The following is a 16,170-nucleotide window of genomic DNA, read 5'->3' on the forward strand; positions in this document are numbered from 1 at the left end:
ATATAACAAGTTGTTTCATTTAGCCTTGTTGCTGGGCATTTTATTATTTGGAGATTTCATTATGAGCTCTATCAAACATGGTTTATCTATTGGAATAGAAAGGTATGAAAATGAGTTTTTCCTTTCATTAAAGGCAGTGGGAAAGCTTACGCATGAAGACTATAAAGTGATCACACCTATGATTGATTCTGCATTAGCGCAGGTTAAAAATCCTAAAGTTGACGTTTTAATTGATGGTACTGAGCTTGAGGGTTGGGAATTAAGAGCGGCGTGGGATGACCTTAAACTTGGTCTTAAACATAATAATGAATTTCGCAAAATAGCTATTTATGGGAATAAGAATTGGCAAGAAATAGCTGCTAAGATTGGTTCTTGGTTTATGACCGGTGAAGTTCAGTATTTTGATAAACTACATGATGCCCTGATCTGGGTTAAAGAATAATAGGCTACTCTGGCGGGACAAGATTATAAGTAAAGGTTTGCTCAGTACTGCTTTGTTTAAAAATAAATAAACTACAATTTTCGCTTAGCGATAGGCATATAAGGTCAGCATGCACAAAACAATCACACTTGCAGAGTACGTAAGAAAGCGTAATGGCGTAGCTCTTGGCGCATCAGGTTCAATGACAAATATGCTCAAAAGGTCGTTTGGCGCAAGTTCATTCTATTTGTTCTGGCAATATTGGAATCCAATATGGGGTTATTATCTTTCGCGCAAAATAATGAAACCTTTGAGCCAAGTACTTCCTGTTTGGCTAGCAATAGTTATGACTTTTGCTGTAAGCGGTGCATTACACGATTTAGCAATAACGATAGTAAAGTGGCAGTTAACGCTTCTTTTTACACCCTGGTTTTCTTTAATGGGGGTGATAGTTTTGCTCACAAAGAAATTTCGTATTTCATTCGGTGAGCATCATTGGTTGTTTCGAGCATCAATAAACTTATTAATCATCGTTGTATGTTTAGCTATAACTCGCCAATATACCTAACAAGGCAAACGAAGTCGGGATGATAAACGTTTGTACATTTCCACTTGTTTCACTTATTAGTCAATAAAATTAGCTTTTTATAGAAGCGTTAGATTACAGGGAGATTCCAACAACGTATGAATGTTTTTCTAATTGTCGCAGGCGCTTTAAGTGCAGTGGCAGCAATCTTACACTTAGGTTGTATTTACTTCGGAGCACCTTGGTATCGCTTCTTCGGGGCAGGAGAGCAAATGGCGCTTCTTTCAGAGCAGGGGAGTATTCAGCCAACGCTTGTGACTACTGGAATTGCTCTGGTGCTTTCTATTTGGTCAATGTATGCCTTTTCTGCGGCAGGCATTATTTTTAAACTCCCTTTAATTCGTTTGGCCCTTATACTAATTACAATCATTTATTTGGCTCGTGGGGCAGTTGGTTTTTTCTTTATAAGTTCTCCCATGGGGCGATCTCCAGAGTTTTGGGTTTGGAGCTCTATTATTTGTCTGGTTTTTGGAATTGTGCACCTAATAGGATTAAAGCAGCAATGGGCAAACTTATAAGCAATGAGCAAGCTTATAAGTTAATAATAAGGATAAAAACAGTTGGCTCCTTTTGTCTTCAACACTTTAGCCAAACACATAAGCCCCGTTGGTTAGCTGCTATATGTTTATGACGGCTCTGTAGGTATATATGGAAATTAGACGTATTTCTTGGGAACAAACAATCCCGCTTCGCCATCGCGTTTTATGGCCAATGAAACCACCTGAATACTGCTATGTAGAAGGTGACGATGATGCGTGGCATTTTGGTGCTTTTGTTGATAATGAACTTGTTTGTGTCGCTTCAGTTTTCTTGCAGTTAAACAAAGCTCGTTTACGTAAATTTGCTACTAATGCTGATTATCAAAGTCAAGGTATTGGCTCTCAAATGTTGCGGTATATTCTGCAAGCACTCGAAAATACCGATGCAAAAGTTTTCTGGTGTGATGCAAGAGAGTCAGCACTAAATTTCTATCAACGCTTTGGTATGCAGCCATATGGGAAGCGTTTTTATAAGGCAGATGTTTCATACGTTAAAATGCAGGTAACTCTATAATTGGTATATAACAGGCCAATACAATAGTGGGACCGCTAACAGTTTACTCTGTATTGCTTTGTTTTGTTTTTAAACCAAGCATTTTTCGTTACATAAAATGATGTTACTTTGAACCGAGTTTATAGGAGATTAACCTTGTATGAATATTAATGAATTAACGACTTTCTTTGGTTGGTGTACAGTCCTAAATATAGGTCTTTTAGCTTTTGCCGCTATATTCCTTTTCTTTTTTAGAGGCTTTGCAATCAATGTTCATACTAAGTTAACAGGGGTGAGTGCTTCAAAATTGCCTTCGTTATACTTTTCATATTTGGCAAATTATAAACTGTCTATCATCGTTTTTAATTTGGTGCCATATATTGCATTGAAAGTTATGGTTTAGTGGCTAGTACTTCGCGATAAGCTCTTAAAAGTAGCTAGCTTTATTTGGTTCTGCAGCTTAGCTGAGCCTAGCATTATTTAAGTAAATGGATGTAATGAACAATAAAATGACTCAATTAGAAAAAGTGGCGTTTGTATTAGTTTTATTAATGGTTCTATTGCAAGGCTTTTATGGCACTTTTGCTTTTATTGATCCTGTCTTCTTTTCTACCGTAAGAGGCACTGAACTGTTTTCGGCTACGGATAGTGATTGGGTAAAGATATATGGCTCTCGCACGCTTTTTATTACTCTGATTTTTGCCTATCTTTTGTACACACGTAATTATATTGTATTAATGTGGGGGGCATTGTTTGGCATTATTATGCCAATTGCCGATGGGTTACTGGCCTATGAGTCTCAAGCACCTATCAAAGTCGTTGCTAAGCATATTGCTACCGTTGTGTACTTATTGATTGTATTTTTTGTCTTAAGAAAGATTAATGCTAAAAAAGTGGGGCAGGACAATTAAATACAAAATATTATTGTTATATTTTCGTCGTGCGTTACGGTTTATCAAATTCAAGTTCGCCCTTGAGATGGGCATAAGGATTAAAGGGAGAGATTATGGCCTTAATTAGAGTGAGCATATTCATTGCTGCATTACTTATTTTGATTTATCCCATCTGGGGCTTAGTGTCGCCAGAGAGATATTTGTTAGAGTTGCTAGAAGTTTACCCATCTGCAAAAGACGCAAGTATGGTGCAAGTAAAAAAAGCGGCCTTGATGTTATGGATAAGCAACACGGTGCTGTCTTTATCACTACTCTTTTTGGTTATGTTTATTAAACAACCAGAGGATTATAAGTTTGCCAAACTATCTGCAATCGCGTTATTTTGTTACCCCATTATTCAAACAGTTATTGAAGTATTTACGAGCGCTGTGCTATATAGTCACTTGGATAGCGGGCAAGCTGTTGTTGAGTTTTCAGCGATAAAAGCGTTCTATTTATTAATGGGTTTAGCCTTGGTGGGGATATATAAATCGCAACGTGAACTTAATAAGCAGCCAAAGCAAGGCATAGCCTCTTAAAAGATATACCTGACTCTCAACACATATAAAGCCCTATGCCTTTTCTAAGATGCAATCGCTTTTTCCTAACTGAATGTGATTGCCAGTGGTAGCTTCGGTAAAAAGCCTCAGATACAAATTTAATACTAGTGTAATGTATTGTTCGTTAAGTATTAGATTGGTTTATTAGCATATGACTAAAATTAAGCCATATGCTAATACTCCAACACAATAAAAGTATCAATTGCCCAAACTAACCTCATTTTTCTCGGCTCGTTATTGTAGCGGCACTATAAACGAACGTAGATTGTTTATTAATTGTGAGTAAAATTTAGCTATTGGTATTTATTTGGTGCTATTTATCGGGCCAGCATTCGCTAGGCAGCACACTAATTTCGTTATATTATTTATCGTAATTGACTGTTTAACGAAGAGGCTCAAATGACATCATCTGCATTGCAATATGCGCAGAACGCACAAGAATTATGTGTATTGCCTGATATATACTTAAAGCTAAAGCAAATGCTTGAAGACCAGCAAGCCTCACTGGATGATATTGCAAGTGTCATTACACTTGATCCTGCTCTAGCTTCAAAACTTCTACAAATTGCCAATAGTGCCATGTTTAACTTTCCCAGAGAAATTGATGATATTGGGCGAGCGCTGAGAGTGCTCGGCCTAAAAGAAGTTCATAGTTTGCTCGACGCATACGGCGTAACAGCTGCATTTTCTGGTCTTGATCCTGATGTTTTAGATATGGAACGCTTTTGGGAGATAAGTGTCGACTGCGCACTCATCGCTAAATTTATTGCTGCAGCCGTGAGTGTTAAGCATAGCCAAAGCTTATTTTTATCCGGCTTGTTTCATAATATTGGTGAACTCGCCATTGTGCATAGCGAGCGAGAAAAGGTGAAATACTGCGAGACCATTGAGCGAGGTGAAACGCCATGGCAAAGGCAACAGGACGTATTCGGCTTTACGTTTGCCGATTGTAGCACTGAATTATTGAAACTGTGGCAATTGCCTGATTCCATTATTATTCCCATAAAAGAGCATAATCAAGGCTACGCTGGCGAGTTAGACAAGTTGAGCGCTATTATTTATGTGGCATCTCGTTTAGCTGTGTGTAATTCACATCCTGGCTTGTACCCAAAAATAAGGTTAATTGGTCAACATGTTTTGGATGATTTAGGCATCAATGAACAGACCTTAAATGATGCAATTAACTATTGTAATAGTGAAGGCATGACAATCATGTCTATTTTAAAAGTTTAACACTCCATACCCAGGCGAATAACAGGACAGCTAGGCATACTTTCAGTGCTATGCCTAGCTGCAAGCGAGATCATAGCCCTTTAGTTTGGCTAAATACACTTGCTTTATTTTTACTGAATGTTTTTGCCAACAACACTTTTGCTTGTTTTCTTGGCAAACAACTCGCCAATGGTGTTTTGATAAAGTTTTGCTGACTAATTTTTTGTACCTTCGACTCAGCTACTTTGTTGTCCCAACTTACTTTAACGCGACAAGAAATTCCTTGTTCTGATTCACGATAGAATATCTTAACTGAATCTGCGTTGTGTATAAGCAATTTATAGGGGTAACCTTGCTCAGAATAAACTTTCTTGTATTCTGCCATAGAGTCATAACTAAAAGTGAGTAGGGCAGTAATTGTCAATAACATTGTAATTTTCATGGTGTTCTCTCTTAACGGCTCTAATCCGTGTTTGATAATTGCACGGTCTAAATTAATCCTTGTATAGTATTCATACAAACGATATAAACTTATCATCAGTTAAGAAAAACTTAATTTATGGACAGATTACCTCCACTTAGATCATTACAAGTGTTTCTCGCTGTTGCGAACAGTAGCAGCTTTAAAGGCGCTGCCGATTCGTTGTTTGTTAGTCAAGCAGCAGTGAGTCAGCAAATTAAATTGCTAGAAGCTCACGTTGGTTGTAAATTGTTTGAACGTAGCAGTACAAAAATGACGCTAACAAAACGTGGCTCTCTTCTTCTACCTTTTGTGGCACAGGCTTTTGAGCAGGTCCGCCAAGGTATTTCTGCGGTCACTTTTGAGCCAAATGCGAACGAGCTAAGAGTAACTGCATTGCATTCAGTGACATCACTTTTACTTATCCCTAACATAGACTGTTTTCAACAAGAAAATCCTGCGTTAAGTGTGCAATTTAATCCGAATAATTTGTTAGATGATTTTGATGAACACAACATTGATATCGCTATTCGTCGTGGATTTGGTACCTATCCAAACCTAGAATCACGAAAACTAGTTGATGATACGATAGTACTGGTGGCAAATCCGCTAATTGTGGAAGGTGCTGGTCAACACATTGATGATATTGCCAATTTACCATTACTGAATGACACCAGTGTCGATATACAAGAAGCCGTTGTGCACTTTAAAGCGAAATATCATTTGGGCAAGCAGCAGTTAAAACCTTCATTACAAACTACCGACTCAGTACCGGTAATCGATCATGCCCTTTCTGGAAGAGGGGTAGCATTTGTTAGCCGCTTGTTGGTGGCAGAGCATATTAAACAGGGTACTTTAGTCAATGTGCTGGATTACCAATTTGATAGCCCTCGCACATTGTATCTAGTCGCACCAGCCCACCATTTTACCTGGAAGAAAGTTCAACTTTTTGAAGCATGGATATCTAAAGTTTTGCAGGCGCTGCCGAAATGTAACGAAAGTGTATTGGCATAAGCCGAAGATTCTTTATACTTATCTTCGCCATCAATACCATAAAAAGAAGATACAAAGTGATACAGTTTGACAATCAGTGGTACGCCTTTTCTCATCAAAGCGCTTTATTCTTTGCATATCAAGTCAACACCGCAATGTGAATTGACGGTTTATTTATAAAGGAATTATATGCCAAAGTTATTTTTACACGTCGCTTTTCTCGCGTTGTGTATCATCAGTACAAATATTCAAGCTAATGAAGGTTTTAGCGCCAATGACCATGCTCAATCGTCAACATCAGCCAATGAAAAGCCCCATGGTGGTTATCTTAAAGTAGGCTACGGTTATAAATATGAGAAAGGGCCATACGAAGACAAAACCAGTAACGGCTCTTTGTTTGTTAGTGGCCGATACCAAACAGAACTCGGGCTTTTTATTGAGGCGTCCTATGGCGCTAATGAATTAGATCAAGGCACCAATATTGGTTATAACTTTTACAATACTGAAAATTGGAATTTTGATGTTATTACTACCAGAGCACATGGCCACAACAAATATGTTTTTATTACTGACAAGGTTAATGAAAAGGAGGAAAGAGACAGTACTCAAATGCTTGGCTTGCGCGCTAGTGGTTTCATCAATGACGCCATTGTGCAATTTACTGTATCACCGATATCGTTTAACCGGGATTACGACAGTGGTATTTACTCATCATTGTGGCTTGGACGCTCTTATCAAATTAAAAACTGGGAAGTATATTTCTCAGGCGGCCTAGAGTACCGTTCAAAAGAAATCTTAGATTACTACTACTCGACATCTGAATTGATGGAGCAATTGGGCTTTAGACCTTATAAAGCAGGGGCTGGTACCGATGTTATTGGTCAAGTAGGTGCAAGTTACCCGATCAGCGAAGATGTCTTGTTTGAAACCTATTTTCGATATACCAATGTATCAGACAGCATCAGTGACAGCTCGATAATGCAGTTTGCTAAATATATACCTGATCGTGATCCCGATATCACTGAATTCGGTTTATTACTTAGCTATGTATTTTAATAGGAGCTTGTCGTGAAAAAACTTATTAAAATTCCAGTAGCATTAATGCCATTAGGCAACGTGAAACCAACGTTATTTTCGGGATTACTCGCATGTACACTGATGTGTATGATAAGTGTAAAAGCATTTGCAGAAAACTCGGTGATTAATTTTGAATTAGCCCCTAAACAATGTATTGCATTACATCATGGACAAACCTGTTTTGTTGATATTGAGATCACATGGAATGCGACTGAACGTGATGATTTATGCTTGTTTTCATCTCAACAACACAAGCCATTAATGTGTTGGCAACAGGTACGCCAAGGGCAGTATTTTAACGAAATTGAATCTGCTGAAAATGTGTCTTTCTACTTAAAGAGTACGGCGGATACACCTCAAATATTAGCGACAGCGCAACTAGAAATGGCTTGGGTGTACAAGAAAAACGTGCGCTCTAGGGCATCTTGGCGCATGTTTTAGAGAGAAGCAATGGACGAAAAAAAACAGAATGAGTTGGCTAACGGCGTTAAAGCACCTGCGCATATCTTAATCGTTGAAGATGACATTGATTTAGCGCAGTGGATGCGAGATTACTTGCAAACGAAAGGTTACCAGGTCAGCGTAACCGGCTGTGGTAATGAAGCGGTAATGCTGATCACAGAGCTAGTCCCTGACGTTGTTATTTTGGACGGCATGTTACCTAACCTTGATGGGCTTGATGTGTGTAAAGCCGTTCGCCCTGAGTTTTGTAACGCGATCATTATGGTTACCGCACGCGATGAGGAAATCGATGAAGTGCTAGGGTTAGAAATGGGCGCGGATGATTATCTTACTAAACCTGTACGAGCCCGCGCTTTGCTAGCCCGGATCAGAAAACACGTTGAGCGACAAATGCAGCTTAAGTCACAATCGTATCAACAAGGTAAAGGCACGCTAGAGCAACAGCTTAATTTTAATCAGTTAACCATTGATCGCGAGGCGATGAAAGTGACACTAGCGGATAAAATAATTAAAATTTCGTCGAACGAATTTGAAGTGTTGTGGCTGCTGGCGAGCAAGGCAGGTGAGATAGTTTCTCGTCATCAGTTGGTCAGTGAATTACGTGGCTTTGACTACGATGGTTTTGACCGCTCTATTGATCTTAAAGTATCACGTCTGCGTAAAAAGCTAGGTGACAACCCGACAGAGCCCAATCTAATCAAAACGATTTGGGGTAAAGGGTATTTGTTTGCGAAGGATGCCTGGTAGGTATGGTAGTAACAATGGTAAAGGTGATACAGAGAAGTAGATTGTCATGCGCTTATTAGTGTATTCATTATTGGCTTATGTATTTATTGCGACCGCAGGGCTTGGCTGGCTTTTTGACAAAGCGTATGAGCAAAGTCACGAGCCAAGCCGTAATATGGATAAGGTATACGTACTTGAGACACTAGGTAAGCAATTTGCAGCTACCTTGAATAACATGACAGACAGGCAGCTATTTATTGAGCAATGGCAACAAGCCAAGGCTCAGTATGAAAATGGGTCTGAAGAACGTTTTCATATCAGTTTAGTGTCAGCCGACAAACTACCTATGCCCACGCCGTTATATAAACAAATGAAACAAAAATTGCCGTTATTATTGGAAAGTAGTAACCATTTAACGTGGCACTATTATTTAGCCAATTTTGATGAAGTATTGCTGATCAAAGCTCCTAGGCAACATTTCATTCAAGCAGAACAATCAAGAGCGTATTTTTTTACTGTCGTCTTTTATCTCGTGCTGCTCTGCTTGTTTATTTTATGGGTATACCCGTTGATTAAACAGTTGCTTACGTTAAGGAGAACAGCCAAAATGTTTGGCGAAGGTGAATTACAGCGTAGGGTAAAGCCAAGCTCGTTTTCCTACATCCGTGATATAGAAAATGAATTTAATCGCATGGCTGAACGGATTGAAGGGTTAGTCGCTGACGTTAAATTATTGAGCAGTGCGGTCTCTCATGATTTGCGCACCCCTTTGGCCAAAATTCGTTTTGGTATCGATACGTTAGAAGAAGAAACAGACCCTGTTATCCGTGACAAATATCAGCAAAAACTGAGTAAGCACGTTGATGATATGACGGAGCTTGTAGAAACGTTACTGACCTTTGCACGCTTAGATCAGAACTCAGTATCTTTATCGCGTAAGTTGTTTGATATAACTGTTCTTGTTGATGCTCAAGTCCAGTCTGGGCTGCTTGATGAAATTGAGTTTGAGTGCGAGCAATACAACGGTGATTTTCACCTATTTGCAGATAAAAAGTACCTAATGATGCTACTAACCAACGTTGTTCAAAATGCGATTAAATATGGCGAAGGTAAAGTGTTAATTCAACTTGAAGCCGATGATAAATACATTCATCTCAGCATTCACGATAATGGTGCTGGCGTTATCCCGTCACAACGAAAAGAAATCTTAAAACCGTTTGTAAGAGGTGATAATAAAAGCTCATCAATTAAAGGGCATGGTATTGGTTTAGCCATGGTTAAACGTATTGTTGATTGGCATCAAGGTGTGTTGTCGGTATCTGATTCAAGCATCCTTGGCGGGGCATGTTTCACTATCAAGCTGCCAAAGAAGTAATCAATAGCTTTGTTCAACATTCAAAGCCACATGCAAAGTATTAACGGTAAATTCTGACTACCATTGGATATTTGCTTGCTCGAAATTTTCATCGGTAAGGTACAAAGCTCTTAATTTATCTTGTTGAGCGAGGGTTGAAATACTTTTATCAAAGAGCGCTTTCAAATAGTGGCCAGTCTCATTGTTGTGAAAGACGACAAATAGTGGCTCAGCGTTTTTCAAAATTGCTTTGGGGCGTTTTATTAACTCTTTGTCGAGGTTGTAGTGATATTCAACAACTACGTCGACTTTTCCTTTAGCGAATAACGTATTGCATTGCTCTAGGTTTGTCATAAATACATTCTCTATAGGGAGAAAGTCGATATAGTTTTTCATTTCTGTTCCTGCCATAACACAGGCTGATATATCACTCTCTTTGTTTTGAAACTTATCTAATATGTGTTGATTTTGCGCGAATACATATAAAGGGTATTCGAAATCTATGTGATAAGACGAAAAAAGAAAATCACCTGTGTTATCGCTAATATAGGCACCGACCAATAAGTCAGCTTGCTTTTTCTCAAACAGAATTTTGGCTCGTTGCCAAGTGTATTCTGATGTTTCAACAGTAAAGCTCTTACCAAAAATCGATTTTACAATATTCCAATAGACACCTGAGCCGTCGCTGTTGGTGTAGCCTGTCCAATTGCCTGATACCGCCTTAATTTTCCGATTCGGCTTAATCCGCCTTTGTTCCAGCTTAATCTGATACTTTGCTTCCAGCTTAGCAATCATTCCTTCTTGGTTTAGATCATTGAGCACTTCTAATAGTGGCTCTTTTAAATGGGAAAAAGTTGGGCCTAAATAGTGGTAATCGAGTTCTTCATCTACTGACTCTATTAGCAAATTGGGGTTAAGGTATATTTCTGGATCAATTTGAAAGTCCATTACTAACATTGAATCAACCCGCCTTTTTTGTACCATTTCGTTTAATTTATCACTTGCAGTGAGCGCAAATGTTCTAATGTCTGGACTTATTGTTTCTACATACTTTTCGGAAATCACACTGCCTTTTACATAGGCAAAAGAGGTGATTTGCTCGTTCAAACAGAAACCGCAACGCTCACGGTCACTAACCTTCAGCATGGAAAACTTTAGGATAGGAAAAGGAACTCTCACTAAATCAGGGTAATTGCTTTCAATAATAGGTGCTCTTGCTAGCGCACCAGATAACTTCCCTGATGAGACAAGAGATAGCTCCCGTGAACTAACGTTTTTAACCCACCGTACCTTATAACCTAGACGCTGGTAACTTATAGTAAGTAGTTCTTTAACAAATAATGCTTTTTTTGATTTGCTAGGATCACTCAGTACTATTTCGTTGGCTGAGCTCAGAGAGCTGTATATTAATACACCGCTTAATAATAAGCGCATAGAAATAGTGTGAATAAGCGATAATAAATTTTTCATGATGAAATTATATTATTAAGAAACGCATAAATTAATTCTTCTACCTTTAAGTTTCTGAAATAAAATGTTTTTAATTCCTTATACTACGTTGCAGTGAGCGAAGGTAAGTATAGCTAAGAATTTAACATTGCTTGCTTACGTTTGAATTGATACGCAAGTAGCTTAATGATATCTCGCCACGTAATTATTCCGACAGGGCAATTATTGTTGTCAACAATGGGTAAACAGGAAATATGATGCTCATAAAATCGGAACGCTGCTTCGTTAATTGATAAGTCGCCACGTGCAGTGATGATATCTCTGGTCATGACTAAATGAATTTTCTTTCTCAGCATCATTGAGTCTTGACGTGTTTCTTTACTGGTACCAATGGTTGGGCTTAAATGCTTGTATAAATCTCTGTCTGTTATAAGCCCTGCAAGGGTTAAATCATCATTTAGAACAATAATATGGTGAATGTTATTAGACTCAAATATTTGTTTAGCATCGTTTAACGTTTGATCTAATTCAAGCGAAATCATATCTCGCGTCATTATGTTAGCTACTGACATTATTCTTTATCTAGGTATGAAGTTAATTTTATTAGACCTAGTTCAGCGAATTTAATCAAGTGTTGATGAAAGGTGAAGGTTAGCGTGTTGATTAGCAGCATTAGAGCATGAACAAAATATGTAAAAGATTGTGTAATAGATTGCACTCTATTTTTTAGTTAAGTAACCTAGGGTTACTTAACTTGACTAATCGCTTGGTTACAAAAACAATAATTTACATAGGTAGACGGCATTATGGCGGATAATACATATACAAAACAAGAAGATGAACAATATATTGCGCTAATTGATGAGGTGTTTGTTAGCCAAAAGAAAGCTTTTAGTCGACAACCTTACCCTGAAGTTGATGCTCGAATCGCCGACTTGACCAACCTAAAAACGTCGATTATCGCCCATAAAGAAGAATTACTTGTTGCTTTATCCAATGATTTTCGTTGTCGTGCGCATGGTGACACTAAAATGGGTGACATCATGCCGACATTAGGCAGTATTAGTTATACGATTAAGCACTTGAAAAAGTGGATGAAGCCTTCGAAGCGTCATGTTGGCATTATGTTTCAACCAGCTAAAGCTTTTGTTACCTATCAACCCTTGGGTGTGATTGGCATCATTACGCCATGGAACTACCCTGTGTTCTTGTCTTTAGGACCATTAATAACGGCCATTGCGGCAGGTAATAGAGCCATGATAAAAATGTCGGAATTTACACCAAAAACCAATGATGTTATAGAAAAAATCATTGCAAGAGTTTTCTCTAAGGAGCAGGTACTTGTTGTTCATGGAGGACCTGATGTTGCCACGCACTTTTCAAACCAAGCGTTTGATCATTTACTATTCACCGGCTCAACAAGGGTTGGTAAGTTGGTGATGGCGGCAGCGTCTAAAAATCTAACGCCGGTCACTCTTGAGCTCGGCGGTAAATCACCAACGATTATTGACGATGAAATAGAGCTTAAAGATGCGGTTTCACGGATTATTTTGGGTAAGTCGCTTAATGCGGGGCAAACTTGTGTCGCACCCGACTACATATTATGCCCTCATAATCGAATTGATGCCTTGGTAGATGAGCTTAACTCTTGGTTCAATCAACTGTACCCGAACATTGCGAATAACGACGATTACACAGCCATTGTTAACGATGGTCAATTTAATAGATTAACGTCATGGTTAGAAGATGCGAGAACAAAAGGAGCTTTAATTACACCACTAATTAAAGGAAATGCTAACGATGAGCAAACGCTTAACTCCTGTGCTGAACAAGGTAAAATCCCCCTTACAGTTTTAACGAACGTGTCAGATGAAATGATCGTGATGCAGGACGAAATATTTGGTCCGCTGCTCCCTATTGTCGGTTATGAGCAAATGTCTGAGGCGATTACCTATGTTAATGAACGCCCTAGACCGCTGGCGCTTTACTTGCTCAGTCATAACGAACAATTACAACAGCAAGTATTAAAGCAAACGCACTCAGGAGGCGTCTGCTTAAACGACAGCGCTATGCATGTTGCACAAGAAGATTTGCCGTTCGGTGGCGTAGGTCCGTCAGGTATGGGGCACTACCACGGTCATGAAGGGTTTACCACTTTTTCAAAAGCAAAAGGGGTATACAAAAAAGGCCGTTTTAACATGGCAACTAATGCGTTTCCGCCGTATGGAAAATTCATTCATAAAATGATTGATAAACTATTCTTATCCTAATGGCGAATAGGATTGTTGAAGCTCGACAAGTCATTGGATTCTTGAAAGTTTGAATTAATAGGACTGTCTCTAGACTGAAAGCTATTACGTTTTTAGGGCAAATCTACACGTACATAATAAAAGACGAATATCATATATATGTCGAGTATTCAGGTATTCGTTTTTTCTTAACAAATTATCAATATCAATAAATAGAGCAGGTCTAAATATATAATTACCTTTAATAACAATTGGTTAGTTATGCTCCTCGTTGAATAATTGATGACTGTTTTTTGATTGACCTTAACGAATTTTCTCCGCTGACATCATGTGTCACAAAACTGTCATAAAACTGCCTTATACTTACCGCAATTGTTTTAATCCCAATATTTTAAGTAGGGTAGTTGAGTGTCAATTGCGTCTCAATCCACTGATATTCGCCAGTTAAAAAATAAACTAGCGAAATGGTTTATCTCGTTTGGCGGGGTCATGGTGCTATTTACTTTGATCTTAATATTTTTATATTTGCTGTATGTCATTAAGCCTATTTTTGAATCAGCTCATGTAGAGCCAGTACATGAGATGAGTATTACACAAAAAGGGCAAGTACTAGCAACCGGTTTGGATGAGCTTAAAGAAGTTGCTTTTCAAATTGATAATCATGGCGCGATGACGTTTTATCAAATATCACCGAGTGATTTTAGAGCACAAGGCAGTGAAATTCTTTCAGTGCAGGTGCATGAAGAAACGATTGAACATGTAGTTGATGTAGGCGCTGGCAACTTCTTGTTAGTTGATACGCAAGGACGAGTGAAACTCATTGCTGCAAAATTTACGGCGATTTATCCAAATGACAGCCGAGATATTACCCCGTCCGTTACCCATCCACTAGGCGAGGACTTTCTCCCTGTTGATGAGATGGATGTAGGCGTTGAGCATGTCGCCTTTGCAATGAATGAAGAAAAAGCGGTGTTTGTCGCGCGTACTCGTGATGATCGCGTCATTAAAACTAGCTTTATTGCAGAAGATGATTTTAATTACGGCCCTGAGTTTGAAGCTGTCTATCAAGAAATAGATTACGTTGGCCGAGGCGCTGAAGACATTTTAGTCACACCTGATCTGATGATGGCCTTTATTCGCACGGGTGATGAAGTTGCTGTGTATGACTTAGACGATGATTATGCCGTTGAGCTAAAAGCAGAACTCAACAATATTGTTGAGAATAAGGTTGATATCACCGCCATGGCATTATTATCTGGAGGGAGCTCACTGCTTGTTGGTGACAGCCGAGGCCAAGTGAGCCAGTGGTTTGAAGTTGCAGGTGCTAAAGGTCGTGAGTTTAAAAAGATCCGAAGTTTTAAGGCGAGCGACAATGAGCCTGTTGCTGCGATATACACAGAGCAATTTCGTAAAAGCTTTTATACCTTAACGCCCTCAGGTGAAATGGGAATTTTTTATACCACCAGTGATGCTGATCTTTGGCATGGAAAAATTGCAAAAGCGCTGCCAGGAGCACTCTCTATAGCCCCTCGTGCCGATGCGTTGATTCTTGTCGAGCAAGTCGCTGGTAAAAGTCACTTTGCTTTGCTCAAGTTAGTCAATGAACATCCTGAAGTGACATGGTCAGCTTTATGGCAAGAAGTTTGGTACGAGGGCTATCCTGAGCCAGATTATATTTGGCAATCTACGTCAGGCTCTGATGACTTTGAAGCAAAATTCTCATTAGTGCCGATTTCTTTTGGCACAATGAAAGCTGCCGCTTATGCCATGCTATTTGCTGTACCTTTGGCATTGAGTGCTGCCATTTATACAGCCTATTTTATGCCGCCAGCGTTGCGTAAAAAGGTAAAGCCAACGATTGAGTTAATGGAAGCATTGCCTACGGTTATTTTAGGATTTTTAGCGGGTTTGTGGCTTGCGCCCATCATTGAAGATTACTTACCCGGTATTGTCTTGTTATTGATTTTCCTGCCTTTATCAACTTTTATGACGGCTTTTGCTTGGTACAAATTACCGAAGAAGTATAAATCGGTTTTACCTGAAGAGTGGGCTCCTATTATCCTGATCCCGATTTTATTACTCGCCAGTGTATTGGCCTTTAGTTTGTCACCTGTGGTAGAAAACTATTTATTCGGTGGTGATATTCGTCAATTTATTACTAATGACCTAGGCATGTCGTTCGACCAGCGTAACGCGCTTGTTGTTGGCATCGCCATGGGCTTTGCAGTTGTTCCAACTATTTTCTCTATGGCGGAAGATGCAATTTTCAGTGTGCCAAAACATTTAACTAGTGGCTCGTTGGCACTAGGCGCAACGCCTTGGCAAACGCTAATGAAAGTTGTTTTGTTGACGGCAAGTCCCGGTATATTTTCTGCCGTCATGATGGGACTGGGTCGCGCCGTTGGTGAAACCATGATTGTATTGATGGCAACGGGTAACACGCCGATTCTTGATTGGAGTATATTCCAAGGAATGCGTACCTTATCCGCCAACATTGCCGTAGAAATGCCTGAGTCTGAAGTGGGCAGTTCACATTACCGTATATTATTCTTAGCAGCTTTTGTTTTGTTTGTATTTACATTCGTTTTCAATACATTGGCTGAATTTGTTCGCCAACGTTTGCGCGAAAAATATAGCTCGTTGTAAGGGAAGGATTA

18 protein-coding genes are annotated in these 16,170 nt (G+C 39.1%); 15 read left to right on the plus strand and 3 right to left on the minus strand.

Going from position 1 to position 16,170, the window contains the following annotated elements; genetic code table 11:
- Positions 1 to 61 precede the first annotated feature (61 nt).
- The 8 genes from QUE03_RS05570 to QUE03_RS05605 all read left to right on the plus strand — a co-directional run bounded on the left by QUE03_RS05570 (position 62) and on the right by QUE03_RS05605 (position 4,764).
- On the plus strand, positions 62 to 442 hold the full coding sequence (locus QUE03_RS05570) for a SpoIIAA family protein (protein ID WP_286265961.1): 381 nt from the start codon (positions 62 to 64) through the stop codon (positions 440 to 442).
- Positions 443 to 551: 109 nt separating this feature from the next.
- Positions 552 to 989 (plus strand): acyltransferase, encoded by a 438-nt coding sequence (locus tag QUE03_RS05575; protein WP_286265964.1) that lies wholly within the window; start codon positions 552 to 554, stop codon positions 987 to 989.
- A 116-nt stretch (positions 990 to 1,105) separates the two neighbouring features.
- The gene (locus QUE03_RS05580; RefSeq protein ID WP_286265967.1) at positions 1,106 to 1,525 is read left to right on the plus strand and encodes a hypothetical protein; all 420 of its coding nucleotides are present in this window, start codon (positions 1,106 to 1,108) and stop codon (positions 1,523 to 1,525) included.
- A gap of 130 nt (positions 1,526 to 1,655) precedes the next feature.
- Positions 1,656 to 2,060, plus strand: a complete 405-nt coding sequence (locus QUE03_RS05585) for a GNAT family N-acetyltransferase (protein ID WP_286265969.1) — start codon at positions 1,656 to 1,658, stop codon at positions 2,058 to 2,060.
- A gap of 139 nt (positions 2,061 to 2,199) precedes the next feature.
- Positions 2,200 to 2,442 carry a DUF6868 family protein gene (locus QUE03_RS05590; RefSeq protein WP_286265971.1) on the plus strand — a complete coding sequence of 81 codons (243 nt, stop codon included), beginning with the start codon at positions 2,200 to 2,202 and terminating at the stop codon, positions 2,440 to 2,442.
- 106 nt (positions 2,443 to 2,548) lie between these two features.
- A complete protein-coding gene (locus QUE03_RS05595) occupies positions 2,549 to 2,950 on the plus strand; it encodes a DUF4267 domain-containing protein (RefSeq protein ID WP_286265973.1) in 402 nt (133 codons plus the stop codon).
- 95 nt (positions 2,951 to 3,045) lie between these two features.
- Positions 3,046 to 3,510 carry a hypothetical protein gene (locus QUE03_RS05600; RefSeq protein ID WP_286265975.1) on the plus strand — a complete coding sequence of 155 codons (465 nt, stop codon included), beginning with the start codon at positions 3,046 to 3,048 and terminating at the stop codon, positions 3,508 to 3,510.
- Between the two features lie 420 nt (positions 3,511 to 3,930).
- Positions 3,931 to 4,764: an HDOD domain-containing protein gene (locus QUE03_RS05605; RefSeq protein ID WP_286265977.1), complete on the plus strand. Its 834-nt coding sequence runs from the start codon at positions 3,931 to 3,933 to the stop codon at positions 4,762 to 4,764.
- Positions 4,765 to 4,834: 70 nt separating this feature from the next.
- Here the strand turns inward: QUE03_RS05605 and QUE03_RS05610 are convergent, their stop codons facing one another.
- On the minus strand, positions 4,835 to 5,185 hold the full coding sequence (locus QUE03_RS05610) for a hypothetical protein (RefSeq protein WP_286265978.1): 351 nt from the start codon (positions 5,183 to 5,185) through the stop codon (positions 4,835 to 4,837).
- A 117-nt stretch (positions 5,186 to 5,302) separates the two neighbouring features.
- On the opposite strand from QUE03_RS05610, the gene QUE03_RS05615 reads away from it, so the two are divergent.
- From QUE03_RS05615 to QUE03_RS05635, 5 genes are all read left to right on the plus strand, one after another.
- Positions 5,303 to 6,217: a LysR substrate-binding domain-containing protein gene (locus QUE03_RS05615; RefSeq protein ID WP_286265980.1), complete on the plus strand. Its 915-nt coding sequence runs from the start codon at positions 5,303 to 5,305 to the stop codon at positions 6,215 to 6,217.
- Positions 6,218 to 6,385: 168 nt separating this feature from the next.
- The gene (locus QUE03_RS05620) at positions 6,386 to 7,252 is read left to right on the plus strand and encodes a MipA/OmpV family protein (protein WP_286265981.1); all 867 of its coding nucleotides are present in this window, start codon (positions 6,386 to 6,388) and stop codon (positions 7,250 to 7,252) included.
- Positions 7,253 to 7,264: 12 nt separating this feature from the next.
- Positions 7,265 to 7,714 carry a DUF3019 domain-containing protein gene (locus QUE03_RS05625; protein WP_286265983.1) on the plus strand — a complete coding sequence of 150 codons (450 nt, stop codon included), beginning with the start codon at positions 7,265 to 7,267 and terminating at the stop codon, positions 7,712 to 7,714.
- A gap of 9 nt (positions 7,715 to 7,723) precedes the next feature.
- On the plus strand, positions 7,724 to 8,482 hold the full coding sequence (locus tag QUE03_RS05630; RefSeq protein WP_286265985.1) for a response regulator: 759 nt from the start codon (positions 7,724 to 7,726) through the stop codon (positions 8,480 to 8,482).
- Between the two features lie 46 nt (positions 8,483 to 8,528).
- Positions 8,529 to 9,836: a sensor histidine kinase gene (locus tag QUE03_RS05635; protein WP_286265987.1), complete on the plus strand. Its 1,308-nt coding sequence runs from the start codon at positions 8,529 to 8,531 to the stop codon at positions 9,834 to 9,836.
- A 57-nt stretch (positions 9,837 to 9,893) separates the two neighbouring features.
- On the opposite strand, the gene QUE03_RS05640 is transcribed toward QUE03_RS05635, so the two are convergent.
- Together QUE03_RS05640 and QUE03_RS05645 are read right to left on the minus strand one after the other, a co-directional pair.
- Positions 9,894 to 11,285: a hypothetical protein gene (locus QUE03_RS05640; protein WP_286265989.1), complete on the minus strand. Its 1,392-nt coding sequence runs from the start codon at positions 11,283 to 11,285 to the stop codon at positions 9,894 to 9,896.
- 113 nt (positions 11,286 to 11,398) lie between these two features.
- Positions 11,399 to 11,836 (minus strand): CBS domain-containing protein, encoded by a 438-nt coding sequence (locus QUE03_RS05645; RefSeq protein ID WP_286265991.1) that lies wholly within the window; start codon positions 11,834 to 11,836, stop codon positions 11,399 to 11,401.
- 234 nt (positions 11,837 to 12,070) lie between these two features.
- Here QUE03_RS05645 and QUE03_RS05650 point away from each other — a divergent pair, with 234 nt between their 5' ends.
- Both QUE03_RS05650 and QUE03_RS05655 read left to right on the plus strand, forming a co-directional pair.
- Positions 12,071 to 13,534: a coniferyl aldehyde dehydrogenase gene (locus tag QUE03_RS05650; RefSeq protein ID WP_286265993.1), complete on the plus strand. Its 1,464-nt coding sequence runs from the start codon at positions 12,071 to 12,073 to the stop codon at positions 13,532 to 13,534.
- A gap of 468 nt (positions 13,535 to 14,002) precedes the next feature.
- Complete coding sequence (locus tag QUE03_RS05655) at positions 14,003 to 16,159, plus strand: ABC transporter permease subunit (protein ID WP_286267765.1); 2,157 nt, start codon at positions 14,003 to 14,005, stop codon at positions 16,157 to 16,159.
- Positions 16,160 to 16,170: the final 11 nt, after the last annotated feature.

Source organism: Thalassotalea atypica (assembly GCF_030295975.1).
Classification (GTDB): Bacteria; Pseudomonadota; Gammaproteobacteria; order Enterobacterales; family Alteromonadaceae; genus Thalassotalea_F; species Thalassotalea_F atypica.